Origin of the sequence: Corynebacterium nasorum, assembly GCF_032821635.1 — a bacterium.
Lineage (GTDB): Bacteria > Actinomycetota > Actinomycetes > Mycobacteriales > Mycobacteriaceae > Corynebacterium > Corynebacterium kefirresidentii.
The window spans coordinates 217408-242552 of record NZ_JAVBIE010000001.1; the positions used below are offsets into that span (position 1 = coordinate 217408).

A 25145-nucleotide genomic window follows, 5' to 3' on the forward strand; every position below is an offset into this window, starting at 1 on the left:
TAAGCTAGGGAATTATGTTCAACCCCTTCCGCCGCAACAAGTCCAGATCGTCACTGCGACCACCCCGCGGACCGGGGGAGACCATCCGCCCAGAAGACGCGCAGGATTTGCAACAGTGGGCCGCCGGAAGAATGTATGTAGAGGCCTTTGTGGAGCCGGAAACAGTGGTCAACGAGATGTCGGTTGTCGTTGTCGATGAAAACGGCGAGTTCATCCGCCGTCGCATCGGCGGGCCAAAGGGTATCGACGCGGTGGCCGCATTATTGAGCTGCGATATTTATGACGTGGAAGAAACCGGCTACCCGCAGCGCATGCGTGAACGCCTGGAGCGAAACCGCATTCTGCGTAAAAGGGAAGAACAAAGAAAACGCCGCGCCCGGTTCGAGCGCGGCGAGAACCCCGATACGGGGACTGAATTAAGCTAGATCGCTCTCTTCACGTAGGTAGACCTGGGAGCCGCGGCGGCGGAATTCGGCAGACTTTTCTTGCATGCCTTTCTCCGGTGCAGTGCCGTCGACGGCCTCGCGGACTTGCTCACCTAGCGTTGGCATGCCTAGCTCGGCCATCTGCCCGCCAAACATATCCCGAATGTCTTGGCTGATGCGCATAGAGCAGAACTTGGGGCCACACATGGAACAAAAGTGGGCGGTCTTTGCTGGCTCGGCAGGCAAGGTTTCGTCATGGTAAGCCTGCGCGGTTTCCGGATCGAGGGAAAGCGCAAACTGATCATTCCAGCGGAATTCAAAGCGGGCCTTGCTCATCGCGTCATCCCAGGCACGGGCGCCAGGGTGACCTTTGGCCACGTCCGCGGAGTGCGCGGCAATCTTATAGGTAATGACACCAGTTTTTACGTCATCTCGATTGGGTAGGCCCAAGTGCTCTTTCGGAGTCACGTAGCACAGCATCGCCGTGCCACCCATAGCGATATGGGCCGCGCCGATGGCAGAAGTGATGTGGTCATAGCCGGGAGCGATATCGGTAACTAGCGGGCCGAGAGTATAAAAGGGCGCGTCAGAGGCCCAATCCTGCTCGAGCTCGTTATTTTCTTGAATCATGTTGAGCGGGACATGCCCAGGGCCTTCCACCATGACTTGGACGTCATACTCCCAAGCCCGGCGGGTAAGTTCGCCAATCGTCTTAAGTTCAGCGAACTGGGCTGCGTCGTTCGCATCGGCTAGGCTGCCGGGACGCAGGCCGTCGCCAAGCGAAAATGCAACATCGTATTGCGCAAAAATCTCGCATAACTCATCAAAGTGCTCGTAAAGGAAAGATTCTTTGTGGTGGGCCAAGCACCAGCCCGCCATAATCGAGCCGCCGCGGCTTACAATGCCAGTCACGCGATTGCTAGCTAAAGGCACATAGGCCAAAAGCACACCAGCGTGAATCGTCATATAGTCCACGCCCTGCTCGCATTGCTCGATGACGGTATCACGGAAGATCTCCCACGTGAGGTCCTCCGCTACGCCATTGACCTTTTCCAATGCTTGGTAAATCGGGACGGTGCCGATGGGAACCGGGGAGTTGCGCAAGATCCACTCACGGGTGGTGTGGATATCGTCACCCGTAGACAAGTCCATGACGGTATCCGCACCCCATTGGGTAGCCCAGCGCAGTTTGGATACTTCCTCATCGATGGAGGAGGTTACCGCTGAGTTGCCGATATTGGCGTTAATCTTGGTAAGGAATTTGCGGCCAATGATCATAGGCTCGGACTCGGGGTGGTTGACATTATTGGGAATAATCGCGCGGCCGCGAGCGACCTCCTGACGTACGAATTCCGCATCGTAATGCTCGCGCAGAGCTACAAATTCCATTTCTCGGGTAATAATTCCCTGGCGGGCATAATGCATCTGCGTAACGCGTTGGCCTGCCTTCGCCTTAAGTAGCAGGCGCTTAGAGCCCTTCCATTCTTGGGAGGCAGCACCGCGGCGCTGTGCGGCGCGGCCGTCGTCAGCGAGCTCTCGGTTGCGGCCTTGGTATTCTTCGGTATCCGCGCGTTTTTGAATCCACTCGGTGCGTAATGCCGGAAGCTCCTGCTCCGGTGCGCATTCGGGACCACGCGTGCGGTAAACGCGGAAGGGCTCGTTAGGGGCATGAGGGGAATCGTCCAAGTGGATTTCGGTCTCTGGGACCTCTAAGCCGTTGTGTCGAATGGGGGGAATAGGAATGCTTGGGGTGGTTTTCTGGGGCAGCCGTTATGGCAGGCTCTCCTCTCTTCCTTCGTAGGTATTAACCAAACAGGTTCGAACGGTAGATGCGCAGCTGTAGCGCACTCTCAGCCCGTGCTCGGGCACCCGTGGGGACGCAGATCACCGTATAACAAACGCTTCACCCAGCGCAGGGTTTTCCGCATGTGGTCTAGGCCTAGCGATGCGTGGTGGGAGGGTGAAGGAATGTGGTTGCTAGATCAACAGGAAACTTTCAGGATCTTTCCACCCGTATCCAATATCGGTAACCCATACTAAATTCATGCGTTTGAGAGAGCGCATGCGAGAGAGATAGAGAGAACCCCTCATGTTTCCAGAGGGCGGCTGTTTTAGCCGATACATGGAAACACCTTGTAGAGAGACGCCTGCGGCCCTCGGACCACTTTCGGTTCGAGGGCCGCAGGCGTTTTCTTTTGCCTAGCAGATCGTGGCACCGGCAGCGGCCAACTCTTGCAACGCCGCCTCACCGCGAGATTCATCTACCGGGGAGCAATAGTCACGCAGAACGCGGACGGTGAACCCCTCCTGTAGGGCATCAGCAGCGGTGGCACGAACACAATGATCGGTGGCAATGCCCACGATGTCTACGGCATCGATGTGGTGCTCGCGCAACCAGTCAGCAAGCAGGGTGCCGTTAGCAGCACCCTCAAATCCGGAATAGGCGGCGGTGTATTCACCCTTGCGGAAGTAGGCTTGGGTCGGCCCGATAGCCTCATGCATGGCCGCTCCGTGGGATTCGGCTACACAGTGCACGGGCCAAGAATCAACAAAATCCGGGCTCTGGGAAAAGTGAGAGCCCGGATCTATATGCCAATCCTGCGTGGCTACGACGGTGTCATAATCCTGTTGCAGGGTAGCGATCTTGGCAGCGACTTCATTGCCTCGTTCGGTACCCAAGGCACCGCCGGGGCAAAAGTCATATTGAACGTCAACGATAATGAGAGCAGGCTTCATGCCTTTAGGAGTTTAATCGCATAAAGCCTGCTGTGGTGCTATTTTAATTCAGCAATTTCGCGCAGGGCTGCTACCACCGTGCGGGTGGGTACGCCGGTGCCCATCTTTGGGGTGTATCCATAAGCGCCAGTGGTGTTGAAGGAAGGGCCGGCCACATCGATATGGGCCCATTCGATTCCTTCACCCACAAAGTGTTGGAGGTAGGTGCCGGCATATTCCATGCCGCCCTCACGCTTAGCGTTGATATTACGGATATCGGCGCTGGCGGATTTTACCGATTCCTCGTGTTCCTCCAGTAGCGGCATGGCCCAAGCCTTCTCGCCCACCTCGCGGCCGACTTCGGCCATGCGGTCACGGAATTCCTCGGAACCCATAACGCCGGCGGTCCGCTCACCTAGAGCAACCATCTGGGCGCCGGTGAGAGTAGCCGTTTCAATGAGGTAGTCAGGGTTGTCCTCGCTGGCGCGCGCAATGGCATCAGCAAGCACGAGGCGACCTTCCGCATCGGTGTTGAGCACCTCGGAGGTAATGCCGCCGTAGTGGGTGATGACGTCACCTGGGCGGGTGGCATCGCTGCCTGGCATGTTTTCTGCCAGTGGCAGGGTAGCGGTGATACCCACCTTGAGGTTCAGCTTTGCCGCAGCGATGATGGCAGCGGCCATTGCGGCGGAACCGCCCATATCGGAAATCATGTCCCACATCTTGGCGCCTGGCTTCAAGGAAATGCCGCCGGTATCAAAGGTAATGCCCTTGCCCACCAGCGCGACGTGGCGCTTGGCCTTCTTCGGGCGCCAGCTCAAGCGGACCAAACGCGGCGGACGTGCAGAGCCACGGCCGACCGCCAGGATGCCGCCAAAGCCCTGCTTTTCTAGGGCCTTTTCATCCAAGACCTCTACCTCAAGGCCCGCCTCTGCTGCTTGGGCGGAAAGGAAAGCGGCGTAGCTTTCTGGGTAGAGCAGGTTGGATGGAGAATTGACCAGATCGCGGGCGAGAAGAACGGATTCAGCGGTAATCTTCGCGTTTTCAAATTCCTCTTGAGCTGACTTCTCGGCCACTACGGTAAAGGTGGTGGGCACCGTAGATGGCTCGCTGCGTAGGCCGGAGTACTTATAGCCGCCGAGGATGAGGCCTTCTACCACTGGGGCGATGCCAAAATCGCCCAGAGAGGTAGCTACCTGCTCAATCTTGTTAATGGAGCGGGCGGCCTGGCCTGCAGCGCGGCGCAGCGTTTCATCGTCTACTTCTTCTGCTTCGCCCAATCCCACGGCGATGATGGAGGCTACGCCAGCCTTAGCTGGAGCCGGTACGCGCGTGACCTCGCCGGCCGTGCCGGAAGCCCCTACGGCCACCAGTGCCTCATAGGTGGAGCGAAGTGCGGCAGCCCCTAGCAATTCGGTACCCGGCAGTTCTAGCCCGCCTTCGCCCTGGAACGCAGCGATTAGTAGCGCGTCCGCCTTCTTAGGAGCCTTCTTCCCCAGCTTTAGCTTGGGAAAGTGACCGCGTGCGGGCAATTCGTTTTGTGCCATAGTGTCCTCCTTTATAAAAAGGCTTATCAATCTTCCCTCTACTGTACCGCGCAGCGGTGAACTTATTCCTGCCTCGCTATAGATAAAGGGGTAGATTGTGGGCATGCTTGATTACACGATTACTCGGACCGATAATCCCACGTCTGCGGAGGAATTGAGTGAAGTCCTCGCCAACCCCGGCTTTGGCAAGCACTTTACGGACCACATGGTCACCATTGATTGGACCGAAGAAAAGGGCTGGCACGATGCTCAGGTAAGACCGTACGGGCCGATGACAATGGAACCGGCAAGCAACGTATTCCACTACGGGCAGGCAATCTTTGAAGGCATCAAGGCCTATCGTCAGCCCGATGATTCCATTGCCACCTTCCGTCCCGACCATAATGCCCAGCGGTTTATCAACTCTGCTGAACGCTTGGCTATGCCGGAGCTGCCGCAGGAGGAGTTTATTGAGTCTTTGCGCCAGTTGGTGGAAGTAGATAAGGACTGGGTACCGGAAGCCGGTGGAGAAGCGGCGTTGTATCTGCGTCCCTTTATGATCTCCACCGAGGTTTCCTTGGGGGTTCACCCGGCCAAGTCCTACCGCTACGTGCTTATAGCCTCCCCAGCGGGTTCCTACTTCAGTGGCGGCATCAAACCGGTATCCGTCTGGCTGTCCACCGACTACGTGCGCGCAGCGCCCGGCGGCACCGGCGCGGCCAAGTTTGCGGGCAACTATGCGGGCTCGCTATTGGCCCAAGCTCAGGCGGATGAAAAGGGCTGTGACCAGGTGGTCTGGTTGGACGCTATTGAACGCCGCTACATCGAAGAAATGGGCGGAATGAACCTCATGTTTGTCTATGGCTCCGGCGAGAATGTGGAGATTGTTACGCCAGAACTATCCGGTTCCTTGTTGCCGGGCATCACGCGCGAATCTCTTCTGCAAGTTGCCCAAGACCTGGGCTACAAGGTCACCGAACGCCGCATTACGGCCGAGGAATGGCAGCGCGATGCAGAATCCGGCGCAATGTCGGAGGCCTTTGCCTGCGGTACTGCCGCGGTTATCACCCCGGTGGGCCACGTGCTGGGCGATTCCGCCGATTTCCAGGTCAATGGCAATGAAGCAGGCGAGATCACCATGACCTTGCGCGAGCACCTAACCGGAATTCAGCGCGGTGCCGTGGAAGATACCCATGGCTGGCTGCATACCCTGGTGAAATAGGCCGCGGCTTAGGCGTCTGCGGCGATCTCGACTCCGGTAAGTAGCATCGGCAGCGCCGCTAGGGCGCCGAGGGTGGGCTCCGGCTCCATTGCCAGTTGGTGCAGTGGCTGGAGGCCCAGTTTTCTTAGCGCCAACTCATGGGCAGGGGCGGTGGAAAGGGTAGTGGCAAAGAGCCACTCTTTCACCCCAGGGTTATCGCGCTCGGCAAGGAGCGCCGCGGTTGCGGTTAAGGGGGCATCGATAAGGAGGGGCGTGCGACGCTCCGCGGCTCGGGTAATGAGCCCCACCGCAGCGGCCAGCACCGCAGACTGGCAGGAGGCTACGAGCTCCATGCCCTCGAGGTTGCGGGCGCGGAACATAGCATCTCGAATGGCAGAGACCTCTCGCTTCCAGTCTTCCACGCTGGGCTGCTTGCCGACGATCACTACCGGCTCCGTCTGCGTCATCGTCGCCATGACCACGGCGGGGACGCGGGCGCTTTCCACGCCGCCGGGAATCAGTAGGTCCGCACCGGCATCAATTTCCGCATCTGCGGTAGCGGCTCCCAAGTCATATGCCTGGGATAGATCCGTCACCGTGACTACATTCAGTCCGGCCCCGGCCCGACGCGCAGCGGTCTCGGGAGCCGGTAGCTGGGGCTCCTGCTCAGCAAAGACGATGGCTCGTATACGCTGCGGCTCCTGAGCGGGGGCGCTGCCTTGGCAGGCGGCTAGCCATTGGGCGGCTTCGGTCAGGCGCCCATAAGGCGCGAGCTGTGCGTCGTGTGCGGTACGTGCCTGAGAATCGGGCTGCGGAATGGCCATGAGCACATCTCCCTAAACGTCAGCACCGAGCTCCACGCGGGGGCGCGGAATGCGCCACTTGCGCGGCTGGCTGGCGCGGGAATATGCATAAAAGCCCAGGCTAAAGCCGGCTTCAGTGGTGCCAGGGAACTTGGTACGCACGGCATTATTGCAGCGGCGGGCCAAGATGATGCCCTCGATGGCAAAGATAATGAGGATAACCATCGCCACCGCGTTAATGACCGTCGCGATGCTTGGTACCGCGTAAGTCAAGAACACGACCACGATGAGAACTAGGGCCATTGGCATAACCCAATTGCTCAAGCTGCGGCGCGCATCTACCCAATCGCGCACATAGGCGCGTTCTGCGCCCTGATCGCGAGCGGGAAGGAAACGTGGATCACCGTCAGCCATGCGGGCCTGCTGCTCACGGTTGGCCTGCTGGCGCTCTTGGCGCTCCTTTTTCTTATATTCCTTCCACTCGTCCTTGCTCATGGACTTCTTCATGTCCTTGCGGTGCTGGTAACGCTGTGCTTCGGACATGCCATGGGGATCGCGCTTTACGCCGCGCGCGATCTCTTGTTCGGAGCGCTTTGGCGTAGGACGACCCTTCGGTGGGGTATAGCCCTTGCGCTGGGGCTCTTTCTGAATTTCTTCCTGCGCCTTGTCCTGCGCAGGAGCGGGCTCAGTGGAGGTCTTGTCATCTTTTTGCCACGGGAGTTTCACGCTCCTCACACTACAAGGTTTAGGCGCGAATAGGGGAATAGGCCCGGCCCAGTAGATGTTGTAGCAGTGGGCTACCTTTTCCCACCTGAAAGAAGCGGGTAGGGTAGTGGCAACGAAACCAATACTTATTGAGGAGAAGTGATGACCGCTCCAGCTTCCGCAACCGGCGTCATTCTGACTGAAGCAGCAGCCGCTAAGGCAAAGGCGCTGCTTGATCAGGAAGGCCGCGACGATCTCTCCCTACGCATTGCCGTTCAGCCTGGTGGCTGCGCTGGCCTGCGCTACCAGCTTTACTTTGATGATCGCACCTTGGATGGTGACAAGGTCGACCAGGTAGGCGGCGTAAACCTCGTCGTGGACAAGATGTCCGTTCCTTACCTGACCGGTGCCAAGATTGACTTCGCTGACACCATCGAGTCCCAGGGTTTTACCATCGATAACCCGAATGCCACCGGTTCTTGCGCCTGTGGCGATTCCTTCAACTAAAAAGAAGGACAGCAAAGAGGGTGGGTGCCGATGGCACCCACCCTCTTGTGTATGTGTGGAAGGCTCTTAGAGCTTGACTGGATAGTCGCGCTGCTCGATCTGCGGATCGATGCGCTTTTCCACAAAGATGCCGTGCCAAATCATAAAGGACAGTACGGTCCACAAACGGCGGGAGTGGTCGGAGACGCCGTCGCGGTGCTCCTTGAGCATCTCGAGAACTTCCTTCTTATTGAAGATGTCCTCGGTCTGGGATTCGTTGATGGTGTCTTGGGCCCAGCCGTAGAGCTCGTCGCCGGCCAACCAGTGGCGCATCGGCACGGGGAAGCCCAGCTTCTTGCGGTGCAGAACGTGGGCCGGAACGATCTGCTCCATTGCCTTGCGCAGTGCGTACTTGGTGGTGCCGTGGGAAATCTTCAGGTCATAAGGGATGGACTCGGCCACCTTGAAGACTTCCTTGTCCAAGAAGGGCACGCGAAGCTCAAGCGAGTTGGCCATATTGATCTTATCGGCCTTGACCAAGATGTCACCGCGCATCCAGGTAAAGAGGTCTAGGTGCTGCATGCGTGCGACCGGGTCAAAGCCCTCAGACTGGGCGTAGATGGGCGCAGTAACCTCACGGTGGTCCCATTCGCGCTTCGCCCACGGGATAACCCGCTGCATCTGCTCAAAATTGAAGGAACGTGCGTTGCCATAGTAGCGCTCTTCCATGGTCATCGAGCCACGGTTGAGCAAAGACTTGCCCTTCATGCCTTCTGGCAGCACCTGGGAGAGCTTGCCCAACCCTCGGCGCAGTGGGGAAGGGATCTTCTCAAAGGGAGCGAGGGACAGTGGCTCCTTATAGATGGTGTAACCACCAAAGAGTTCGTCCGCGCCCTCACCGGAAAGAACAACCTTGACGTGCTTGCGGGCTTCTTGGGCCACGAAATAGAGCGGCACCAGCGAAGGGTCAGCTACCGGATTGTCCAGGTACCACATGATCTTCGGGATGGACTCGGCATACTCCTCCGGGGAGACAATCTTGACGATGTGCTCCACGCCAATAGCTTCCGCGGACTCTGCCGCGACATCGACCTCAGAGTAGCCCTCGCGCTCGAAGCCGGTGGTGAAAGTCAGCAGATCAGGGTTGTGGCGCTTAGCCAGGGTGGCAATAGCTGTGGAGTCAATGCCGCCCGACAAGAAGGAGCCTACGGTGACGTCGGCGCGCATGTGCTTAGCTACGGAATCCTCCAGCGCCTCCGCAATCCGGTTAAAGAGTTGCTGCTCTTCACCTTGCTTTACCTGTTGAACAGGGAAGCGGGGCTTGAAGTAGCGCTCGGAGACAACCTCTTCGCCTGGACGAAGGGTAACGGTGCAGCCGGATTCCACGCGGCGGATATTCGCGTGGAGGGACTCCGGCTCCGGGACGTATTGCAGGTCGACGTAATGCTCAATGGCGCGGCGGTCAAGGTTGAGCTCTAGACCGATCTCGTCTGCCATTTCCAGAATGCACTTCATCTCGGAGGCAAAGACAGTGCCAGCGTCGGTGGTGGCGTAGTACAGCGGCTTGATGCCGAATTGGTCGCGGGCAGCAAACATCGTCTTAGTGTGGGTGTCCCAGATGACGATGCCGAACATGCCGCGCAGGTGGTTGACCACGTCCTTGCCCCAGTGGTGGTAGCCCACCACGATAGGCTCACCATCGCCTTCGGTATGGAAGGTATAGCCGAGGCCCTTGAGCTCTTCCCGTAGTTCTACGTAGTTGTAGATTTCGCCGTTGAAGGTCAAGGCGTAGCGGTCAGGCTGGTCCTCCGGACCCCAGCGAAGGGGCTGGTGGGAGTGTTCTAGGTCAATGATGGACAGGCGATTGAAGCCAAAGGCAGCATCGCCGTCGTGCCAGGTGCCTGCCGCATCTGGGCCGCGGTGGCGCATGCAAGGCAGGGAACGTTCTAGCGCGTCAACGTACTTATCTACGTCGCCCGTGGCGGCGAGCATGCCAAGAAGTCCGCACATGTAAAGATTGCTCCTTAATATAAGCGTCTATTGCTAGTCACCCACTTTACGGCTCGAGAGGTGCAAACTAGAACACGCCACGGCTTAAGGAAAGCTGTTGGCTGCCTTGGAAATAGCTTCCCCGATAGGGTGCGAACTTTCGGTTGATGTATCCCCGGACAAGCTGTGAATTGACACACATGGCCGTGTTGGAACCTTAGGGTCCGGTTGGAACATTGTGCAGGTGGGGCGGTAACCTACAAGAAGGAGAATATGAAATGAGTGCACTAGGTGCCCTTTTATGCCTTTAAATAGGCTGGGAATCTGGCAATTTTCCTCTATTCTGATTGGGTAAGAGTGCTCTGTGAGTATTCGAGAAGTTTTGTGTGGACAGAAAGGCAGAACACACGTGGGACAGCGTAATAAGCGCACCTTTGCCCGCAAGGCGGGCGTAGCTGGCGCACTTGCTCTGGGTGGACTCGCTCTGGCAGGTTGTGACGTTCAGGCGCCAACTGCTGTAGAGAACCTCCTAGGATTCGGTTGGCCAAAGGGTATTACCCCTGAGGCAGAGGCCATGTACAACTTCTGGATTTGGGTCTGGGTTGCTGCATGGATCGTTGGTTTTATTATGTGGGGCCTATTCCTCACCGCTATCTTCCGCTGGAGCGCGAAGAAGGCGAAGAAGGATGGCAAGGGCGAGTTCCCGCGCCAGATTCAGTACAACGTACCGCTTGAGATGGTTCTGACCATCGTTCCGATCCTCATTATCATGGGCCTGTTCTTCTTTACCGTTCAGACCCAGCAGAAAGTTACCGCCTTGGATAAGGATCCGAAGGTCGTCGTCGACGTCACCGCTTTCCAGTGGAACTGGAAGTTCGGTTACGCGGAGAACCACGTTAACGGTGAGAACTATGACGGTGCTGATAAGGAACGTCAGGCCGAGGCAGAAAAGTCTGCTCACGACCCAGAGGGTATCGATAACCCGAACCCAATCCACGGCAAGTCCATGGGCGACCTTTCCTACCTGAACTACAACAAGATTGAGACTGTCGGTACTACCGAAGAGGTTCCGGTTCTGGTTCTTCCTTCCGATACCGCGATTGAATTCCGTCTCGCTTCTGGGGACGTATCCCACGCATTCTGGGTACCGGAGTTCCTATTTAAGCGCGACGTCTACGCACACCCAGAGGCAAACGCTCAGGAGCGTAGCTTCCAGGTGGAAAAGATTGAGAAGCAGGGCGCATTCGTTGGTCGCTGTGCCGAGATGTGCGGTACCTACCACTCGATGATGAACTTTGAAATCCGCGTTGTATCCCCAGAGGACTTCAACAAGTACATGAAGTTCCGCGAGAACAATCCGGAAGCTACCAACGCCGAGGCTCTCAAGGAAATCGGTCAGGACCCATACGCGGTTACCACCCACCCGTTCTCCGGCGAGCGTGATACCGCTAATGGTGACAACTTCGTCAACACGGCGGCATAAGAGATAAGGACACAACACAATGCGTGCAACATCGAAAGTCTTTTACTCAATCGCGACCTACCTTCTTGTCTCGCTGATTGTCTACATCTTCGGCGTTACCTTCGTTAAGGACGACGGCTACCTGTATGGTGCCGAGTGGGTTGGCATCGTGGGTATGTTCCTTGCCTTCCTGCTGTGCATGATGCTCGGTGCTTACCTGCACTTCACCGATAACCGCAGCGACGTCCTGCCAGAGGATTGGGAAGAGGCAGAGACCGAGGACGCGGCTGGCATCCTAGGCTTCTTCTCTCCAGGCTCCATCTGGCCGCTGGCTATGACCGGTGCTATCGCCCTCCTTGGCCTGGGTATCATCTTCCTCTACTTCTGGTTGATCGCTCTCGGCGCTGTCTGCCTCATCGCGGCATGCACCGGTCTTTCCCTGCAGTACGGTCTGCCAAAGGAAAAGCACTAGTTCTTCACTCTGAAGAAATCCCCGCCTAAAACTTCTCCGCCCTCCTAGCTTTGGAAGCTAGGAGGGCTTTGGCGATCGGTAGTCGGATGTTCCGCGAAAAAGTTCCCTAGATTCCAAAAAACTTTTCTGTGGTGGGGTAGTGGCTGGATATCTAGCAAGGCTGCTACCTGACTGTCTACGTCATTCGGGCACGTAGAGGCGACTTTTCGCGGGGGTCGACCGAAAGTTGTAGACCTGCGGGTTTGGGGTGGTGAGTGGGTGTGATTTATCTCTCCAGAAAGTATCAATCTCGCGTACTTGTTAATGCATCTACAGGTCAGAATTACTGAGGTGGGGGCGCTCGGGAATTGCTAAGCGTGGGGCCTCGTGTGTTGTCACCTGCATCGATGGGGCGTCGTAAAGCAGAGGAAAAAGTTCCCGGCGGAAAAAATAAAAATATCGCAGGGAACTGGCTGAACGTCTGCTGGCTAAAGCATCAAAAATGAATAGTGATAACGGGGGGAATCGAGGTGACTTTGCCGCCCAGAACAGCCATAATGGCCTCTGTGACGAGCGTAGTTTCTAACCAAGGTATGACAGCACCACGTGCTGCCTCACTGAACCGACCAAATATGGTCAGTGTGGGCACCATCGTGTTCCTGTCTCAGGAATTGATGTTCTTTGCCGGACTGTTCGCGATGTGGTTCACCTCGCGAGCAAACGGTCAAGAAGGCGACTGGGCGGAGCACACCGCCCATATCAACCTGCCCATGGGTTTCCTCATTACGGCAGTGCTGATTACTTCTTCTGTGACCTCTCAGTTCGGCGTGTTTGCCGCAGAAAGGGGTGACGTTTACAAGCTTCGACTCTGGTACACCGTGACGCTGGTACTGGGCGTTGTGTTCCTGTGCATCATGGCATTCGAGTGGACCGAGTTGATTCACGCAGGTGTGACTGTGCAGTCCAGCGTCTTCGGTTCGGTGTTCTACATCATCACCGGCTTCCACGCTGCGCACGTGACCGCAGGTCTGATTTCTTTTGCAATCATCCTGGCGCGCGTTGCTAAGTCCAAGTTCACGCCGGCGCAGGCGACCGCCGCAATGGCAGTGTCTTACTACTGGCACTTCGTTGACGTTGTGTGGATCGGCGTCTTCACCGTTATTTACTTGGTCCAGTAGAACTGGCCACTATCCCCAAACAGTCCTCCCGTGTTCGAGTTATCTAAAGGAAAATGATGGATAACAATTCGCAGTCCGTGGCAGTGGAGCAGACCACTGCGGCGGCTAAGAAGACCCGCCGTCGCCGCAAGGCGAAGCGCACCATTGCCGGTGGCTTCGCTTTGGCGATTGGCCTGTCCGGTGCGGGCGTCTTGGCTTCTGCCTTGACCCCAGACGCACAGGTCGCCACGGCGGAAAAAGATGACCAAGCCCTCGTTCAGGAGGGCAAGGACATCTATGACACCGCTTGTATCACTTGCCACGGTGCCAATCTGCAGGGCATCGAAGGCCGCGGTCCCTCCCTCGTTGGTATCGGCGCTGGTTCTGTGTACTTCCAAGTACACTCTGGCCGTATGCCGATGATGTCTAACGATGCGCAGGCGGAGCGCAAGGCTCCGCGTTACACCGAGCAGCAGACTCTGGCATTGGCTGCATACGTAGCAGCCAATGGTGGCGGCGCAGACATCGTTTACAACGATGACGGAAGCGTTGCCCAGGAATCCCTGCGTGGTGCTAACTACAATGGCGAAATCCAAGCAGAAGACGTAGCGAAGGGCTCTGAGCTCTTCCGCATGAACTGTGCATCTTGCCACAACTTCACCGGCCAGGGTGGCGCGCTGTCCTCCGGTAAGTTCGCTCCTGAGCTTGCCCCGGCAAGCGAGCAGGAGATTTACCAGGCAATGCTGACCGGCCCGCAGAACATGCCTAAGTTCTCCGACCGCCAGCTGACTGCAGACGAGAAGAAGGACATCATTGCCTACCTCAAGTCTGCAAAGGAAACTCCTTCCCCAGCAGGTTGGGACCTTGGTAGCCTCGGCCCCGTAGCGGAAGGCCTGGCAATGTGGATTATCGGCATTAGCGCCCTGTGCGCCGCCGCTATGTGGATTGGATCGCGCTCATGAGCAATGTAAAGAAGAATTACACTAATGCTGAGCTCGATAAGATGAGCAACGATGAACTCGCTGCTCTAGGTACCGAGCTCGATGATGTCACCGTCGCGTTCCGCAAGGAGCGCTTCCCGGTTGAAGGCGACCCGGCTGAAAAGCGTGCGGGCCGCAACGTCGCCATCTGGCTTTTCCTGTCTGTCATCGGCGGGCTGGGATTCCTCGGCGTTTACCTGTTCTGGCCGTGGCAGTACAAGCAGCTAGGGGAGGAGGGCCACATTTGGCACACCCTCTACACTCCTTTGCTGGGTATTACCGCCGCACTCGCAATTTGTGCGTTGGGTATCGCCATTGTTCAGTACGTTAAGAAGATCCTCCCAGAGGAGATTTCCGTACAGCGTCGCCATGACGGTCCTTCCGAAGAGGTTGACCGTCGTACCTTGACCGCGTTGCTGAATGATTCTTGGAAGACTTCCACCCTTGGTCGCCGTAAGACCGTTCAGGGGCTGTTGGGCGGAGCCGGCGTTCTGTTCGGCCTGACTGTGATTGCACCGCTGGGCGGCGCAATCAAGAACCCATGGAAGGTTCGCCACAACCTGAACTACGCCGGTGACGGAACTCTGTGGACCTCCGGCTGGACCCTTCATAATGAAGGTGTCAAGCTTTACCTGGCCCGCGACACCGGTACCATCGCTGAGAAGCACTCCGGTGAAACCGGCGAGCACTACAGCACCAAGGGCGTTACCCGCCTGGTTCGCGTGCGTCCGGAGGATCTGGCAGCAGGCGGTATGGAGACCGTCTTCCCGCTGGCAGAAGAAGACGTCAACGATGGCGATAAGTACGATGCCGAGCGCGATGTCTACGAGCACCACATGCACTCAATTCACGGCAACCGCAACGCCGTGATGTTGATCCGACTGCGTCACAACGATGCGCAGAAGGCCATCGAGCGCGAAGGTCAAGAAGACTTCCACCACGGCGACTACTACGCCTACTCCAAGATCTGTACTCACATCGGTTGCCCGACCTCTCTCTATGAGGCTCAGACCAACCGAATCCTGTGTCCATGCCACCAGTCGCAGTTCGACGCTTTGCACTACGGCAAGCCGGTCTTCGGTCCTGCAGCCCGTGCACTGCCACAGCTGCCTATCACGGTGGACGACGAGGGCTACCTCGTTGCACAGGGCAACTTCATTGAGCCTGTCGGCCCGGCATTCTGGGAGCGTAAGTCATAATGAGCAATAAACTCGCCCAAATGGGCAACAATATGGATGAGCGTTATAGCGCCGCCGGTGTGCTGAGGACTCAGCTGAACAAGGTCTTCCCGACCCACTGGTCCTTCATGCTCGGTGAGATGGCGCTGTACAGCTTCATCATTCTTGTACTGACCGGTATCTACTTGGCGTTGTTCTTCGACCCTTCCATTACGAAGGTCATTTACGACGGCACCTACGCACCGTTGAACGGTGTGGAAATGTCTCGCGCCTACGCCACTGCGCTGGACATCTCTTTTGAGGTTCGTGGCGGTCTGTTTGTGCGCCAGATGCACCACTGGGCAGCCCTGCTGTTCATGATGTCCATGGTGGCTCACATGCTCCGCATCTTCTTCACCGGCGCATTCCGCCGTCCACGTGAAGCAAACTGGATCATCGGCTGCGCACTCATCCTGCTGGGCATGATCGAGGGCTTCCTCGGTTACTCCCTGCCGGATGACCTGCTTTCCGGTGTTGGTCTGCGAATCATGTCCGCCATCATCCTCGGCCTGCCTATTATCGGTACCTGGCTGCACTGGGCAATCTTCAGCGGTGACTTCCCGTCTGACCTGATGCTGGATCGTTTCTACATCCTGCACGTTCTGGTCATTCCGGGCATCATCCTCGGCCTGATTGCTGCCCACCTGATTATGGTTTGGTTCCAGAAACACACCCAGTTCCCCGGACCGGGCCGTGCCGAGAACAACGTCGTTGGTGTCCGCATTATGCCGGTCTTTGCTACCAAGGCAATTGGCATGGGCATGATGGTCGCCGGCGTACTTGCTCTGATGTCTGGTCTGCTGACCATCAACGCCATCTGGACGCTTGGACCATACAACCCGTCCCAGGTCTCCGCCGGTTCTCAGCCGGATATCTACATGCTGTGGACTGATGGTGTTGCCCGTGTCATGCCAGCTTGGGAGCTCTACATTGGCAACTACACCATTCCTTCCGCGTTCTGGGTTGCTCTGCTGTGTGGTCTGATGGTCGTACTGCTTATGGCATATCCATTCTTGGAGAAGAAGTTCACCGGTGACGATGCACACCACAACCTATTGCAGCGTCCGCGCGATGTTCCTACCCGTTCCGCTATCGGCGCAGCTGCCATCGTATTCTTCTTGCTGGTCACGCTGTCCGGTGGTAACGACCACGTAGCGCACTTCTTCCAGATTTCGCTCAACGCGATGACCTGGGTTGGTCGTATCGGCTTGATCATCTTGCCTCCGATTGCATACTTCATGACCTACCGCATCTGCGTTGGTCTGCAGCGCTCCGACCGTGAGGTTCTGGAGCACGGTATCGAGACCGGCGTTATCAAGCAGATGCCGAATGGTGCCTTCATTGAGGTTCACCAGCCGCTCGGCCCGGTTGATGCCGATGGTCACCCAGTTCCCCTCGAGTACGCAGGTGCTCAGGTTCCAAAGCAGCTCAACCAGCTCGGCTTGGCGGATTCCGAGACTCAGGGCACCTTTAGCCCTGACGATGAGGCGCTCATGCACCGCGTCCATGAAATCCACTCGGATAACCACGATGAGGAAGCGGAGATGTTCCGTCGCCTCAACGAGGCTAACCGCCGCGAGGACGAGGAAAACGGCCGCATCTAAGCCCTTTTTCTGAGGATTACTCGAAACACGCTCATAGACCCACCCTGCTCCTGCTGAAGGAGCAAGGGTGGGTTTTGCGTTTTGCTGGCCCAATACTTCTCTAGGTGCTGTTGTTATTGAGGTGTAATGCCGAAGCGCAGAAAGAGTACTGGAATGGAGCCCCTGCGCGGTGAGCGGCCTTGGAGCATGGAGGAGCAATGTTTAGACGATAAACGCGTGAGAAGTCCATGGAGTTCCTCGGCAGGCGTTCATAGCCAGGCTTGTTGTTTTCGTTTGGCGTTGTCCCTACGGGCAGTCAGGCTTCGATGCTGCTTCTTGTAGGGGCTTTCTCAAGTTCCTTGTAGTTACGCCCTATTTTCTAGTTTCGCGGTGACCTTCACTATGGGTTTCGGTTAAAGATCTGTACGCGGCGAGAGGCCCATACTGCCCGGCTATGTAGGGAGGCGCGACTGCCGTGAAGGAGCTACCTTGCGGTGGAGTAGAAGGGGCCAATTTAAGGCTGAATAGGGCCACCAAAGGCGCTAGTGGCTAAAGTCACAAATTAGGACTCACTTAATTGTTGAGTGTCTGCTTTGCGAACGTGCTGCTTTGAGGAGGTGTGGTCTGAGCTTTGACATTTTTGCAGCTAGTGGGTTTATAGGTTCTGCTAGCGGTGAACTTATTTCCTTCTATGGGCGATAAGTCTCGTCTAGGTCAAGGGAAGGTAACGAACCGATAACAAAGCGAAATTGGGTAGAGCGAATGGACATCGGTTGTAATGATTTCGTAACCTATTTGAGACATTGAGTTACCGCCCGAAAAGGTGCTCAATCTAAACAGAAGAATTACAGCGCCGCATCTGGCTCCTCCTACTGAGGGGCCGAGTGGAGGAATTCCTAAAGGAACGGATTTCCAACGAACGCTAGTCCCCCAGGGTCAGAGCTTCTCTTAGTAGAGAAGTAGGCGCGCAGGAAGATTTGGAGTTTTTCTCATGGCACAGCACCGTCGTCAGGGCATTAAGAACACCCGTCGAATCGCATCTACCGCAGCATTGGCTGCCACCGCAGCTGTCGTTGCGCCAGGCGTAGCACAGGCGGCAGAGGTCGTCGTACCTAATACTGACTACCGCTTCGAGGTAGCAGGTCTGGAAACCGTCCCGAACATTGACCAGGTCCCGAACATTGACCGCTACGTTCCGTCTTTGGGCCAGGTTTCTGACCAGCAGAACACCACCTATGCACCCGCCGGCCACAAGCAGGCAGCTCCGGCACAGCAGACCGTGGGTCAGAAGGCGCTGGCAGCAGCTCGCTCCGTTATCGGCTCCCCGTACGTTTACGGCGCTGCAGGCCCGAACGCCTTCGATTGCTCCGGCCTGACCAGCTGGGCATACGCTCAGGCTGGCAAGCCGATTCCGCGTACCTCTCAGGCACAGGCCTCCGCTGGTACTCCGGTACCGCTGGATCAGCTGCAGCCGGGTGACATCATCGCTTACTACGGTGGTGCATCCCACGTCGGCATCTACACCGGCCACGGCACCATCATTGACGCTTTGAACTCCGGTGTTCCGGTTCAGGAGCGCGACATGAACTACATGCCGATTCACTCCGCTGTCCGCTTCTAATAGGCAGCGGATAGAGCCCTTCCTTCCATGGGAGGGCTTTGTTGTGCATTAGGGGGTAAAACCCGCTATAGTAAATGCGATTTTTAAATTCCTCTTAGTCTAAGGGTCCTTACGTGTCTAAACGAGTACTTCCCGTAGCTGCAATCGTGGCAGCTCTTGCTGTGTCGTCGGTTTCTGGGATTTCGCAGGTAGTTGCGCAGGAAGCGGCGCCGCAACAGCAAAACGCCACGGAAGATATGGACGCGTTGGTGGAACGCGTTGGCGAGGTTGCGCGCAAGGTTTCCGCCAAGAATGAAGAAGTAAAAGAGCTAGAAATCAAGCTCGAGGAGAAGCAGGCGGAAGTCTCTGATTCCGAAACCGCAGCCGCTGAGGCACAAACTCGGGCGGATGAGGCGAAGGGGGACGTTACCGCGCAGCAGAGCCGCGTCGATGACCTCGCTCAGTCGCGCTACCGCGGTGATTCTCGCTCCGCTGTATCGGGAGCGCTGGCTGCAGAAAATCCTTCCGATGCAGTTGAGCGCATGGGTTACCTCGGCGCGCTTTCTCGGCAGGCGCAGCGCACCCTTGATGCAAAGGCGAGCGCCGCTTCAACGGCGGAGGGAGAAAGGCACAAGGCTGCTGAAGCCGCTACTAAGGTACGCGAGGAAAAGAAGGCGCTAGAAGAGCAGCGCGAGAAGCTCCTCAAGGAAAAGGAGGAGCTGGAAAAGCAGCAAGAGGACATCGAGAAGCAGGTAGACGCCCTCGATGAGCAACAGCGCCAGGCCTGGGAAGGGCAGTTCGGCGGTACCGATAAGCCTGATATGGATTTGGGCGAGGTTGCCGATGGTGCCGCTTCCGCTGCTCTGTCGAAGCTGGGTGCACCTTATGGCTGGGGCGCTGCAGGCCCAGATCAATTTGACTGCTCTGGGCTGATGTTCTGGGCGTATCAGCAGATCGGCAAGTCCATTCCACGTACGTCGCAGGCCCAGATTGCTGGCGGTACCTCGGTACCGCTTGAGGACCTGCAGCCGGGCGATATTGTGGGTTATTACCCTGGTGTCACCCACGTGGGTATGTACATCGGTAATGGGCAGGTGGTCCATGCCTCTACCTATGGCGTGCCTGTTCAGGTGGTGCCGTTGAAGTCCATGCCGATTACCGGAACGGCGCGGTACTAAGTGGCCCGCGTTCTGCTGGTAACCAATGATTTCCCGCCCAAGATCGGCGGGATTCAGTCTTACCTCCGGGATTTTTTAGCCACCTTAGATCCGCGCGACGTCGTGGTATTTGCCTCGACTCAGGAGTCTCCGGCGGAATTCGATGCCGCGGTGGGCTACAAGGTTATCCGGTGGGCTCGCCGAGTGATGCTGCCGACGCCGGCCACGGTGCGCCGCATGCAGGAGATTATCCGCGCCGAGGGCATTGACATCGTGTGGTTCGGTGCAGCTGCGCCCCTTGCCTTGATGGGCAAGGCCGCTAAAGAGGCAGGAGCCACCCGTGTGGTTGCTACAACCCACGGACACGAGGTGGGGTGGTCGATGCTGCCCGTCGCCAGGCAGTGCCTGCGCCGCATTGGTGATCACGCCGACGTCATTACTTATATCTCCGAATACACCCTGCGTCGGTTGCGCCGAGCATTTGGGCCGAATCCGCGGTGGGAGCATTTGCCTTCCGGCGTGAGTGTAGAAGGACTTTTCCCGGCCACACCGGAGCAACGTGCAGCTGCAAAGGCTGAGTTCGGTGTCAGCGGGCCGACTATCGTGTGCATATCGCGGTTCGTACCCCGCAAAGGCCAGGATCAGCTCCTACGCGCCATGCCCTTAGTACGTGAAGAATTCCCCGATACGCAGCTACTTCTTATCGGGCGCGGGCGCTATCGCCGGGCCTTAGAGGAACTGGCGGATATCTACTGCCCGGATGCAGTGATTCAAGAAGCAGAGAGCATTGAGACTGCCTTGCACGCGGCGGATATCTTTGCCATGCCGGCGCGCACTCGCGGCGGCGGTCTGGATGTTGAGGGCCTAGGCATTGTCTACTTGGAGGCCCAAGCGTGCGGCCTGCCGGTTATTGCCGGAAACTCCGGCGGAGCACCGGAGACAGTGACGGAGGATACCGGAGTCGTCGTCAACGGCTCATCGGTGCAGGAACTGGCAGAGGCAGTAAAGTCTCTTTTGGCGAATCCGCAGCGTAGGCTCAGCATGGGGCAGGCGGGGCGTCGCCATGTAGAAGCTCAGTGGACCTGGCGGATTATGGGCCAGCGATTGCGTCGTCTGATGTCCTGATGTGACCCTAACCAGGTTGTCGGTATATTCTGTTATGCATGCTTAAGAACAACTCCGCCGATCTCACTATCGGCTTTGACGTCGGTGGCACCAACGTGCGCGGTGGAGTGATCACGCGGGAGGGGGAAATTCTCGCGAGCCGTACGGTTCCCACTTCTATGGACGCCGAGCAGCTGGAAACGGACATTGTGGGTATCGTCGAGGAGCTGCGCGCTGAATATGCGGTGGATGCGGTTGGCCTCGCATTGGCGGGATTCCTGGATCCTTCGTGCCAAGTAGTGCGCTTTGCCCCGCATCTTCCATGGCGGCAAACCCACGTGCAGGAATCGCTTTCGCGCAAGCTAGACATGCACGTGCGCTTGGAGCATGATGCAAATTCTGCTGCGTGGGGAGAATGGCGCTTTGGTGCTGGTCGTGGCGCGGAAGATTGGGTCTTTTTTGCAGTGGGAACCGGAATCGGCGCCACGCTGATGACGCATGACACCATTTACCGCGGTGCGTTCGGCACCGCACCAGAGTTTGGGCATATCGTGGTGTCTCCTAATGGGCGGCAGTGCTCGTGTGGCAAGCGTGGCTGTTTGGAGCGTTATGCCTCCGGGACTGCCTTGCCGGATACCTGCGCCGATCTGCGTGAACATTATGAGACTTCGTTGCCGGCGGAGCCTACAGGTAAAGAAATTACCCAGGCGGCGCGTAGGGGAGACCCGCTTGCTGTAGCGGTGATGGAAGACTTCAGCCGGTGGCTAGGCCAAGGCCTGTCCATTGTGGCCGATGTCCTCGATCCAGAGCTCATCGTGCTTGGCGGCGGCGTATCTCAAGACGCGGACTTGTACCTCGAAGGGGCCACCAAAGCCATGGGGCAAGATATTGTCGGGGCAGGGCATCGCCCCCTCGCACGTGTTGCCACCGCGGAATTGGGGCCTGCAGCGGGTATGATTGGCGTAGCCGATTTGGCCCGCAGCGGCCGTTAGAACGAACAAAGGACGACCTGGCGATGAAAAACAAGTGGTACTGGGCTTTTAAGTACATATTCTTCGGACCTGTCCTGCGCGTATGGAATCGCCCGTGGACCGAGGGAATTGAAAACATCCCAGCGGAAGGGCCCGCGATTTTGGTCTCGAATCACCAAGCTGTGATGGATTCTTTCTTCTTTCCTTTGGTATGCCCTCGCCAGATTACCTTTCCAGCTAAGTCGGAATATTTCACCACCCCTGGGTTCGTCGGTAGCTTGCAGAAGTGGTTTTTTACTTCGGTAGGCCAAGTCCCCATCGAGCGCGATAGTGAAGACGCTGGCGATGCCATTGTGCAAACCGCAGAAAGCATCTTGTCCCGCGGGGACCTTTTCGGTATTTACCCGGAAGGCACCCGTTCTCCGGATGGTCGCGTTTATAAGGGCCGCACCGGCATGGCGCGCATTGCGATGGAGACTAACCAACCGGTTTTCCCCATTGCGATGATCAACACGCGCAAAGCTAATCCCATTGGCTCGTGGATTCCTCGCCCCTTCAAGGTCGGCGTGCGGGTGGGCGACGCCATCTGGCCGCATGAGTGGGCCAAAGAGCGCGGTATGAATCCAAAAGAGCATGAGACGATCCGTGTCTTTACTGATTTTGTGATGCGCAATTTGGCCGAGATGAGCGATAAGCCTTATGTTGATGTGTACGCCTCCGATGTGAAGGCTTCACTCAAAGCTGGCCATGGTTACCCCGCCGGCGCAGAATACAAGGGGAGGTAATCACTATTCCCAAGGCCCGCTTAGCCTGGCCAGATACCGCTAAAGGCGTATCCATTATCGGCGTCGTGCTGCTGCACGTCACGCTGGTAGTTCCAGAAGGTGAGCTAACGTGGTTGGCTGCCCTAAACGTATGGCTGGACCCGCTCCGCCTACCCTTGTTCTTTCTCGTATCCGGCTATTTCTCTACCAAGATATTTCGCTATTCTTTTAGCGAGCTATTTACTCGACGCCTGTGGTTTTTCCTCGTTCCCTATACGGTGTGGATGACCGTTGAACTATGGACCAAGCGCATCGAGTATCACTGGGTTTTCGGTGATCCCTATCTCCAGGTTACTGAGCTACTGTATAACCTGCTTTTGGGGCACACGATGGCTTGGTTTATTCACTCGCTCATTTTGTTCAATATATTTTTGTGGGCCGTGCGCAAGCTGCCAGCGTGGGCGGGCATAGGACTAAGTTTTGCACCGCTGCTTTTTATAGCCTGGCAGGACCACTATTTTTTCATCGGCAAGGCAATTATGTTCTTGCCCATTTTCGTGGGGGCGGCCTATTTGCGTGGACCAATTACGCGGTTTGCCGACGCCGCCGAAGCACCCTTCAAGGGCAACTTCCACACAGGATCGCTATGGGTATATTGTGCGGCCATCATTAGCTACATCACGGGACTGTCCCTCCGCCAAACCTGGAATGCTATCGAAGGTGACGTAGCTGTGCAGTGGCCATTGCCAGGTGGGGACGTCCTCGGCCGGGGCGATTTAGATCTCTTGATTCGCTTTGCAGAGCAAACGCTCGAAACCCCAGCGGGCATCGTCGGTGCGGTCATCATCAGCCATATTCCGGCGCTTTCCACCTTCGTAAAATTTGTCGGCCGGCACACGTTGCCCATTTACTTGGCCCACCCCATTGGTATGACGGTGGGATTCGGGTTCTTCATGGCCCACCGAGACTACGCGGTGAGCCTGGCCGGCGCGTGGCCCATGGAAAATACCTGGTTCTGGATTGGAGCCTGCTTTTTCTACTCGGCAGCGGCCTCGGTGGCACTGTGGGCGCTGGGCAAGGTACCTATCGTTGGGTGGACGCTGGTTCCACCGCGGATTGATAAGCGCCGGCCCGTCGTAGAGCCAATGGTAGCGAACAAAGAACCAGCAGGGCAGTAACGATGGCGTAATCATTGCCCACGATGTGCTGCCACCAGGCCCAGCTTAGCTCTTGGCCATTGGCATGAGGCACGAGCCAGTGCCCGCGAGCCAGAAGCGCCAGCCACGTTAGTGCGGCAAGCCCCCAGTGGCGACGGGCCACCAGAAGCACTCCCGCCAAAACGAGCCAGGTAAAGTGGTGCGACCACGACACCGGCGAGCACAGCAGCGAAACTGATGCGGCCAGAAGCATGAGCACCGCTTGGTTCTCCTGTGAGAGACGCTCCATGGTAAACCAGACGAGGGCAATGACGAGGAGAACAGCTACGAGCCATAGCTTTTCGGCGTGTTCTGGGGCTAGGCGGCTGAAGAATCCGCGCAGAGATTGGTTGGAGCTATAGGCAAGGCCGCCAATGCGGTTGGAATCGCGCAACGTATCGCTCCAGTACTGGATGGAACTATGCGGATTGCAAGCAAAGGCAAGGAGACCCGCGGCTAGGAAGGCGCCTAGCGCGCTGAAAAATGCGCGCCATTCCCTGCGGACAAAGAACACGGCGAGGAATACTGCGGGGGTGAGCTTGATAGCCATTGCAATACCGGTCAGCACGCCGCGGCCACGGCTGGGGCTAAGCCAGAGGATATCCACCACCACTAGTGCGGTCAGCAAGATATTGACCTGCCCGAAGCTAAAGGTCTCCGTGATCGGCTCAGTAAGCATTGCGGCCAAAAGCGCCCAACCTGCCCAGCCAGGGCAGCGCAAAGCACGCAGAACGAGGGCTACGCAGCCCCAAAGCGCAGCAAAGGAAGCGATAGATATGAGGATGCTTGCGGCGGTGAGGGGAATCCAGCTCAATGGGACAAAAAGCAGCGCCGCAAACGGCGGGTAGGTAAAGGGGAGAGAGACATCGCGATTGCTGCCGACTAGGTAATCTTTGGCATATAAATCGCTGCCAAAGCCGGCACCGCCTTCGCGGTAAACGTCGAGGTCAATGTGGTAGTAGGTGGAGAAATGGCCGGAGAAAAGCTCCGGAATATCAATCAGCCACCAAAGGGCCACGAGGGCAGATAGGCACAAGGGAAATGCAGTAAACCACACAGACTTCTTCACGCCAGAAGTGTACAACTGTCTCTTTAAGGGGCCAATTTACCGCCCCGGATAAGGCGACGCTAGGCTTGGGAGACGTGCGCTACTTCTATGACACCGAATTTATCGAAGATGGACAGACCATTGAATTGGTCTCCATCGGCATCGTCGGTGAGAATGGCAGCGAGTACTACGCTGTGTCTACGGATTTTGATCCGGCAAAGGCCAATTCTTGGGTAAAAGACAATGTATTAGCCAAGTTGCCCAGCCCCCGGGATCCAGTGTGGAAACCTTTGGAGACCATCCGCACGGAGGTCTTTGAATTCCTGACCCAAAGTTCCACTCCGATAGAGCTGTGGGCGTGGGTGGGAGCCTACGATCACGTGGTATTGGCGCAGTTGTGGGGAGATATGGCCGGGCTGCCTAGGCGGATGCCGCGCTATACCCGCGAGCTCAAGCAGTACTGGGAGTTTGCAGGACGACCAAGCTTGCCCGCCGTGCCAAAGGGCAATCATGATGCGCTTGTCGACGCCCGCCATAACCTTGCCAAGTTCCGTGCCTGCGCCCAGGTGCTTCCGCTCTCTAAGGGCAATAGAATCAATATCTAG

At 57.2% G+C, this 25145-nt stretch carries 22 protein-coding genes, 1 pseudogene and 1 riboswitch; of the genes and pseudogenes, 16 read left to right on the forward strand and 7 right to left on the reverse strand.

From position 1 onward, the window contains the following. Nucleotides 1-14: 14 nt before the first annotated feature. Nucleotides 15-425 carry a hypothetical protein gene (locus RAE07_RS01020; RefSeq protein ID WP_023021164.1) on the forward strand — a complete coding sequence of 137 codons (411 nt, stop codon included), beginning with the start codon at nt 15-17 and terminating at the stop codon, nt 423-425. Here the strand turns inward: RAE07_RS01020 and thiC are convergent. The 3 genes and pseudogenes from thiC to RAE07_RS01035 form a co-directional block, all read right to left on the reverse strand. Next, nucleotides 417-2199: pseudogene (gene thiC, locus RAE07_RS01025) on the reverse strand (phosphomethylpyrimidine synthase ThiC). The gene RAE07_RS01020 and the pseudogene thiC overlap by 9 nt on opposite strands. Beyond that, nucleotides 2198-2308: riboswitch (TPP riboswitch) on the reverse strand. It overlaps the preceding pseudogene by 2 nt. 316 nt (nt 2309-2624) lie before the next feature. Next, nucleotides 2625-3161 carry an isochorismatase family protein gene (locus RAE07_RS01030; RefSeq protein WP_317001133.1) on the reverse strand — a complete coding sequence of 179 codons (537 nt, stop codon included), beginning with the start codon at nt 3159-3161 and terminating at the stop codon, nt 2625-2627. 38 nt (nt 3162-3199) lie between these two features. Beyond that, nucleotides 3200-4687 (reverse strand): leucyl aminopeptidase, encoded by a 1488-nt coding sequence (locus tag RAE07_RS01035; RefSeq protein WP_248099868.1) that lies wholly within the window; start codon nt 4685-4687, stop codon nt 3200-3202. 103 nt (nt 4688-4790) lie between these two features. On the opposite strand from RAE07_RS01035, the gene RAE07_RS01040 reads away from it, so the two are divergent. Further along, the gene (locus tag RAE07_RS01040; RefSeq protein WP_282439251.1) at nt 4791-5888 is read left to right on the forward strand and encodes a branched-chain amino acid aminotransferase; all 1098 of its coding nucleotides are present in this window, start codon (nt 4791-4793) and stop codon (nt 5886-5888) included. A gap of 8 nt (nt 5889-5896) precedes the next feature. On the opposite strand, the gene RAE07_RS01045 is transcribed toward RAE07_RS01040, so the two are convergent. Both RAE07_RS01045 and RAE07_RS01050 read right to left on the reverse strand, forming a co-directional pair. After that, on the reverse strand, nt 5897-6691 hold the full coding sequence (locus tag RAE07_RS01045; protein WP_200288853.1) for a nicotinate-nucleotide--dimethylbenzimidazole phosphoribosyltransferase: 795 nt from the start codon (nt 6689-6691) through the stop codon (nt 5897-5899). A gap of 12 nt (nt 6692-6703) precedes the next feature. Further along, a complete protein-coding gene (locus RAE07_RS01050; RefSeq protein ID WP_200288854.1) occupies nt 6704-7396 on the reverse strand; it encodes a DUF3043 domain-containing protein in 693 nt (230 codons plus the stop codon). Between the two features lie 141 nt (nt 7397-7537). On the opposite strand from RAE07_RS01050, the gene RAE07_RS01055 reads away from it, so the two are divergent. Further along, nucleotides 7538-7882 carry a HesB/IscA family protein gene (locus RAE07_RS01055; protein ID WP_005324455.1) on the forward strand — a complete coding sequence of 115 codons (345 nt, stop codon included), beginning with the start codon at nt 7538-7540 and terminating at the stop codon, nt 7880-7882. A 66-nt stretch (nt 7883-7948) separates the two neighbouring features. Here RAE07_RS01055 and asnB read toward each other — a convergent pair whose 3' ends face one another. Beyond that, nucleotides 7949-9871, reverse strand: a complete 1923-nt coding sequence (gene asnB / locus RAE07_RS01060; RefSeq protein WP_317001135.1) for an asparagine synthase (glutamine-hydrolyzing) — start codon at nt 9869-9871, stop codon at nt 7949-7951. Between the two features lie 388 nt (nt 9872-10259). Between asnB and ctaC the strand changes: the two genes are divergently transcribed. From ctaC to RAE07_RS01120, 12 genes are all read left to right on the forward strand, one after another. Further along, on the forward strand, nt 10260-11333 hold the full coding sequence (ctaC, locus tag RAE07_RS01065; protein WP_049361049.1) for an aa3-type cytochrome oxidase subunit II: 1074 nt from the start codon (nt 10260-10262) through the stop codon (nt 11331-11333). 19 nt (nt 11334-11352) lie between these two features. Continuing rightward, nucleotides 11353-11784: an aa3-type cytochrome oxidase subunit IV gene (gene ctaF / locus RAE07_RS01070; RefSeq protein ID WP_049361050.1), complete on the forward strand. Its 432-nt coding sequence runs from the start codon at nt 11353-11355 to the stop codon at nt 11782-11784. A gap of 545 nt (nt 11785-12329) precedes the next feature. Further along, the gene (ctaE, locus tag RAE07_RS01075; RefSeq protein ID WP_432417960.1) at nt 12330-12941 is read left to right on the forward strand and encodes an aa3-type cytochrome oxidase subunit III; all 612 of its coding nucleotides are present in this window, start codon (nt 12330-12332) and stop codon (nt 12939-12941) included. Between the two features lie 53 nt (nt 12942-12994). Continuing rightward, complete coding sequence (gene qcrC, locus RAE07_RS01080; RefSeq protein ID WP_049361051.1) at nt 12995-13882, forward strand: cytochrome bc1 complex diheme cytochrome c subunit; 888 nt, start codon at nt 12995-12997, stop codon at nt 13880-13882. Next, nucleotides 13879-15099 (forward strand): cytochrome bc1 complex Rieske iron-sulfur subunit, encoded by a 1221-nt coding sequence (qcrA, locus tag RAE07_RS01085; protein WP_023021176.1) that lies wholly within the window; start codon nt 13879-13881, stop codon nt 15097-15099. The genes qcrC and qcrA overlap by 4 nt, the downstream gene beginning before the upstream one ends. Continuing rightward, nucleotides 15099-16721: a cytochrome bc1 complex cytochrome b subunit gene (gene qcrB / locus RAE07_RS01090; protein WP_023021177.1), complete on the forward strand. Its 1623-nt coding sequence runs from the start codon at nt 15099-15101 to the stop codon at nt 16719-16721. The genes qcrA and qcrB overlap by 1 nt, the downstream gene beginning before the upstream one ends. A gap of 970 nt (nt 16722-17691) precedes the next feature. Then, the gene (locus RAE07_RS01095) at nt 17692-18321 is read left to right on the forward strand and encodes a C40 family peptidase (protein ID WP_023021178.1); all 630 of its coding nucleotides are present in this window, start codon (nt 17692-17694) and stop codon (nt 18319-18321) included. Nucleotides 18322-18434: 113 nt separating this feature from the next. Then, nucleotides 18435-19478 carry a C40 family peptidase gene (locus RAE07_RS01100; protein WP_023021179.1) on the forward strand — a complete coding sequence of 348 codons (1044 nt, stop codon included), beginning with the start codon at nt 18435-18437 and terminating at the stop codon, nt 19476-19478. After that, nucleotides 19479-20582: a glycosyltransferase family 4 protein gene (locus RAE07_RS01105; protein ID WP_317001136.1), complete on the forward strand. Its 1104-nt coding sequence runs from the start codon at nt 19479-19481 to the stop codon at nt 20580-20582. Between the two features lie 38 nt (nt 20583-20620). Further along, the gene (locus RAE07_RS01110; RefSeq protein ID WP_317001137.1) at nt 20621-21553 is read left to right on the forward strand and encodes an ROK family protein; all 933 of its coding nucleotides are present in this window, start codon (nt 20621-20623) and stop codon (nt 21551-21553) included. Between the two features lie 23 nt (nt 21554-21576). Continuing rightward, a complete protein-coding gene (locus tag RAE07_RS01115; protein WP_239207519.1) occupies nt 21577-22317 on the forward strand; it encodes a lysophospholipid acyltransferase family protein in 741 nt (246 codons plus the stop codon). Nucleotides 22318-22382: 65 nt separating this feature from the next. After that, the gene (locus RAE07_RS01120) at nt 22383-23474 is read left to right on the forward strand and encodes an acyltransferase family protein (RefSeq protein ID WP_308767010.1); all 1092 of its coding nucleotides are present in this window, start codon (nt 22383-22385) and stop codon (nt 23472-23474) included. On the opposite strand, the gene RAE07_RS01125 is transcribed toward RAE07_RS01120, so the two are convergent. Beyond that, complete coding sequence (locus RAE07_RS01125) at nt 23380-24561, reverse strand: glycosyltransferase 87 family protein (protein ID WP_316327300.1); 1182 nt, start codon at nt 24559-24561, stop codon at nt 23380-23382. The two genes, RAE07_RS01120 and RAE07_RS01125, sit on opposite strands and share 95 nt — an antisense overlap. 74 nt (nt 24562-24635) lie before the next feature. On the opposite strand from RAE07_RS01125, the gene RAE07_RS01130 reads away from it, so the two are divergent. Continuing rightward, nucleotides 24636-25145, forward strand: coding sequence for a polyadenylate-specific 3'-exoribonuclease AS (locus tag RAE07_RS01130; RefSeq protein WP_239204554.1), 510 nt, complete (start codon nt 24636-24638; stop codon nt 25143-25145).

What these genes read in the sequence shown, in the direction of transcription:
- qcrC (WP_049361051.1), top strand. Translation starts at nt 12,995, where the DNA reads ATGATGGATAACAATTCGCAGTCCGTGGCAGTGGAGCAGACCACTGCG.
- qcrB (WP_023021177.1), top strand. Translation starts at nt 15,099, where the DNA reads ATGAGCAATAAACTCGCCCAAATGGGCAACAATATGGATGAGCGTTAT.
- RAE07_RS01020 (WP_023021164.1), top strand. Translation starts at nt 15, where the DNA reads ATGTTCAACCCCTTCCGCCGCAACAAGTCCAGATCGTCACTGCGACCA.
- asnB (WP_317001135.1), bottom strand. Translation starts at nt 9,871, where the DNA reads ATGTGCGGACTTCTTGGCATGCTCGCCGCCACGGGCGACGTAGATAAG.
- RAE07_RS01045 (WP_200288853.1), bottom strand. Translation starts at nt 6,691, where the DNA reads ATGGCCATTCCGCAGCCCGATTCTCAGGCACGTACCGCACACGACGCA.
- ctaF (WP_049361050.1), top strand. Translation starts at nt 11,353, where the DNA reads ATGCGTGCAACATCGAAAGTCTTTTACTCAATCGCGACCTACCTTCTT.
- RAE07_RS01030 (WP_317001133.1), bottom strand. Translation starts at nt 3,161, where the DNA reads ATGAAGCCTGCTCTCATTATCGTTGACGTTCAATATGACTTTTGCCCC.
- RAE07_RS01115 (WP_239207519.1), top strand. Translation starts at nt 21,577, where the DNA reads ATGAAAAACAAGTGGTACTGGGCTTTTAAGTACATATTCTTCGGACCT.
- RAE07_RS01110 (WP_317001137.1), top strand. Translation starts at nt 20,621, where the DNA reads ATGCTTAAGAACAACTCCGCCGATCTCACTATCGGCTTTGACGTCGGT.
- RAE07_RS01035 (WP_248099868.1), bottom strand. Translation starts at nt 4,687, where the DNA reads ATGGCACAAAACGAATTGCCCGCACGCGGTCACTTTCCCAAGCTAAAG.
- RAE07_RS01095 (WP_023021178.1), top strand. Translation starts at nt 17,692, where the DNA reads ATGGCACAGCACCGTCGTCAGGGCATTAAGAACACCCGTCGAATCGCA.
- RAE07_RS01055 (WP_005324455.1), top strand. Translation starts at nt 7,538, where the DNA reads ATGACCGCTCCAGCTTCCGCAACCGGCGTCATTCTGACTGAAGCAGCA.
- RAE07_RS01040 (WP_282439251.1), top strand. Translation starts at nt 4,791, where the DNA reads ATGCTTGATTACACGATTACTCGGACCGATAATCCCACGTCTGCGGAG.
- qcrA (WP_023021176.1), top strand. Translation starts at nt 13,879, where the DNA reads ATGAGCAATGTAAAGAAGAATTACACTAATGCTGAGCTCGATAAGATG.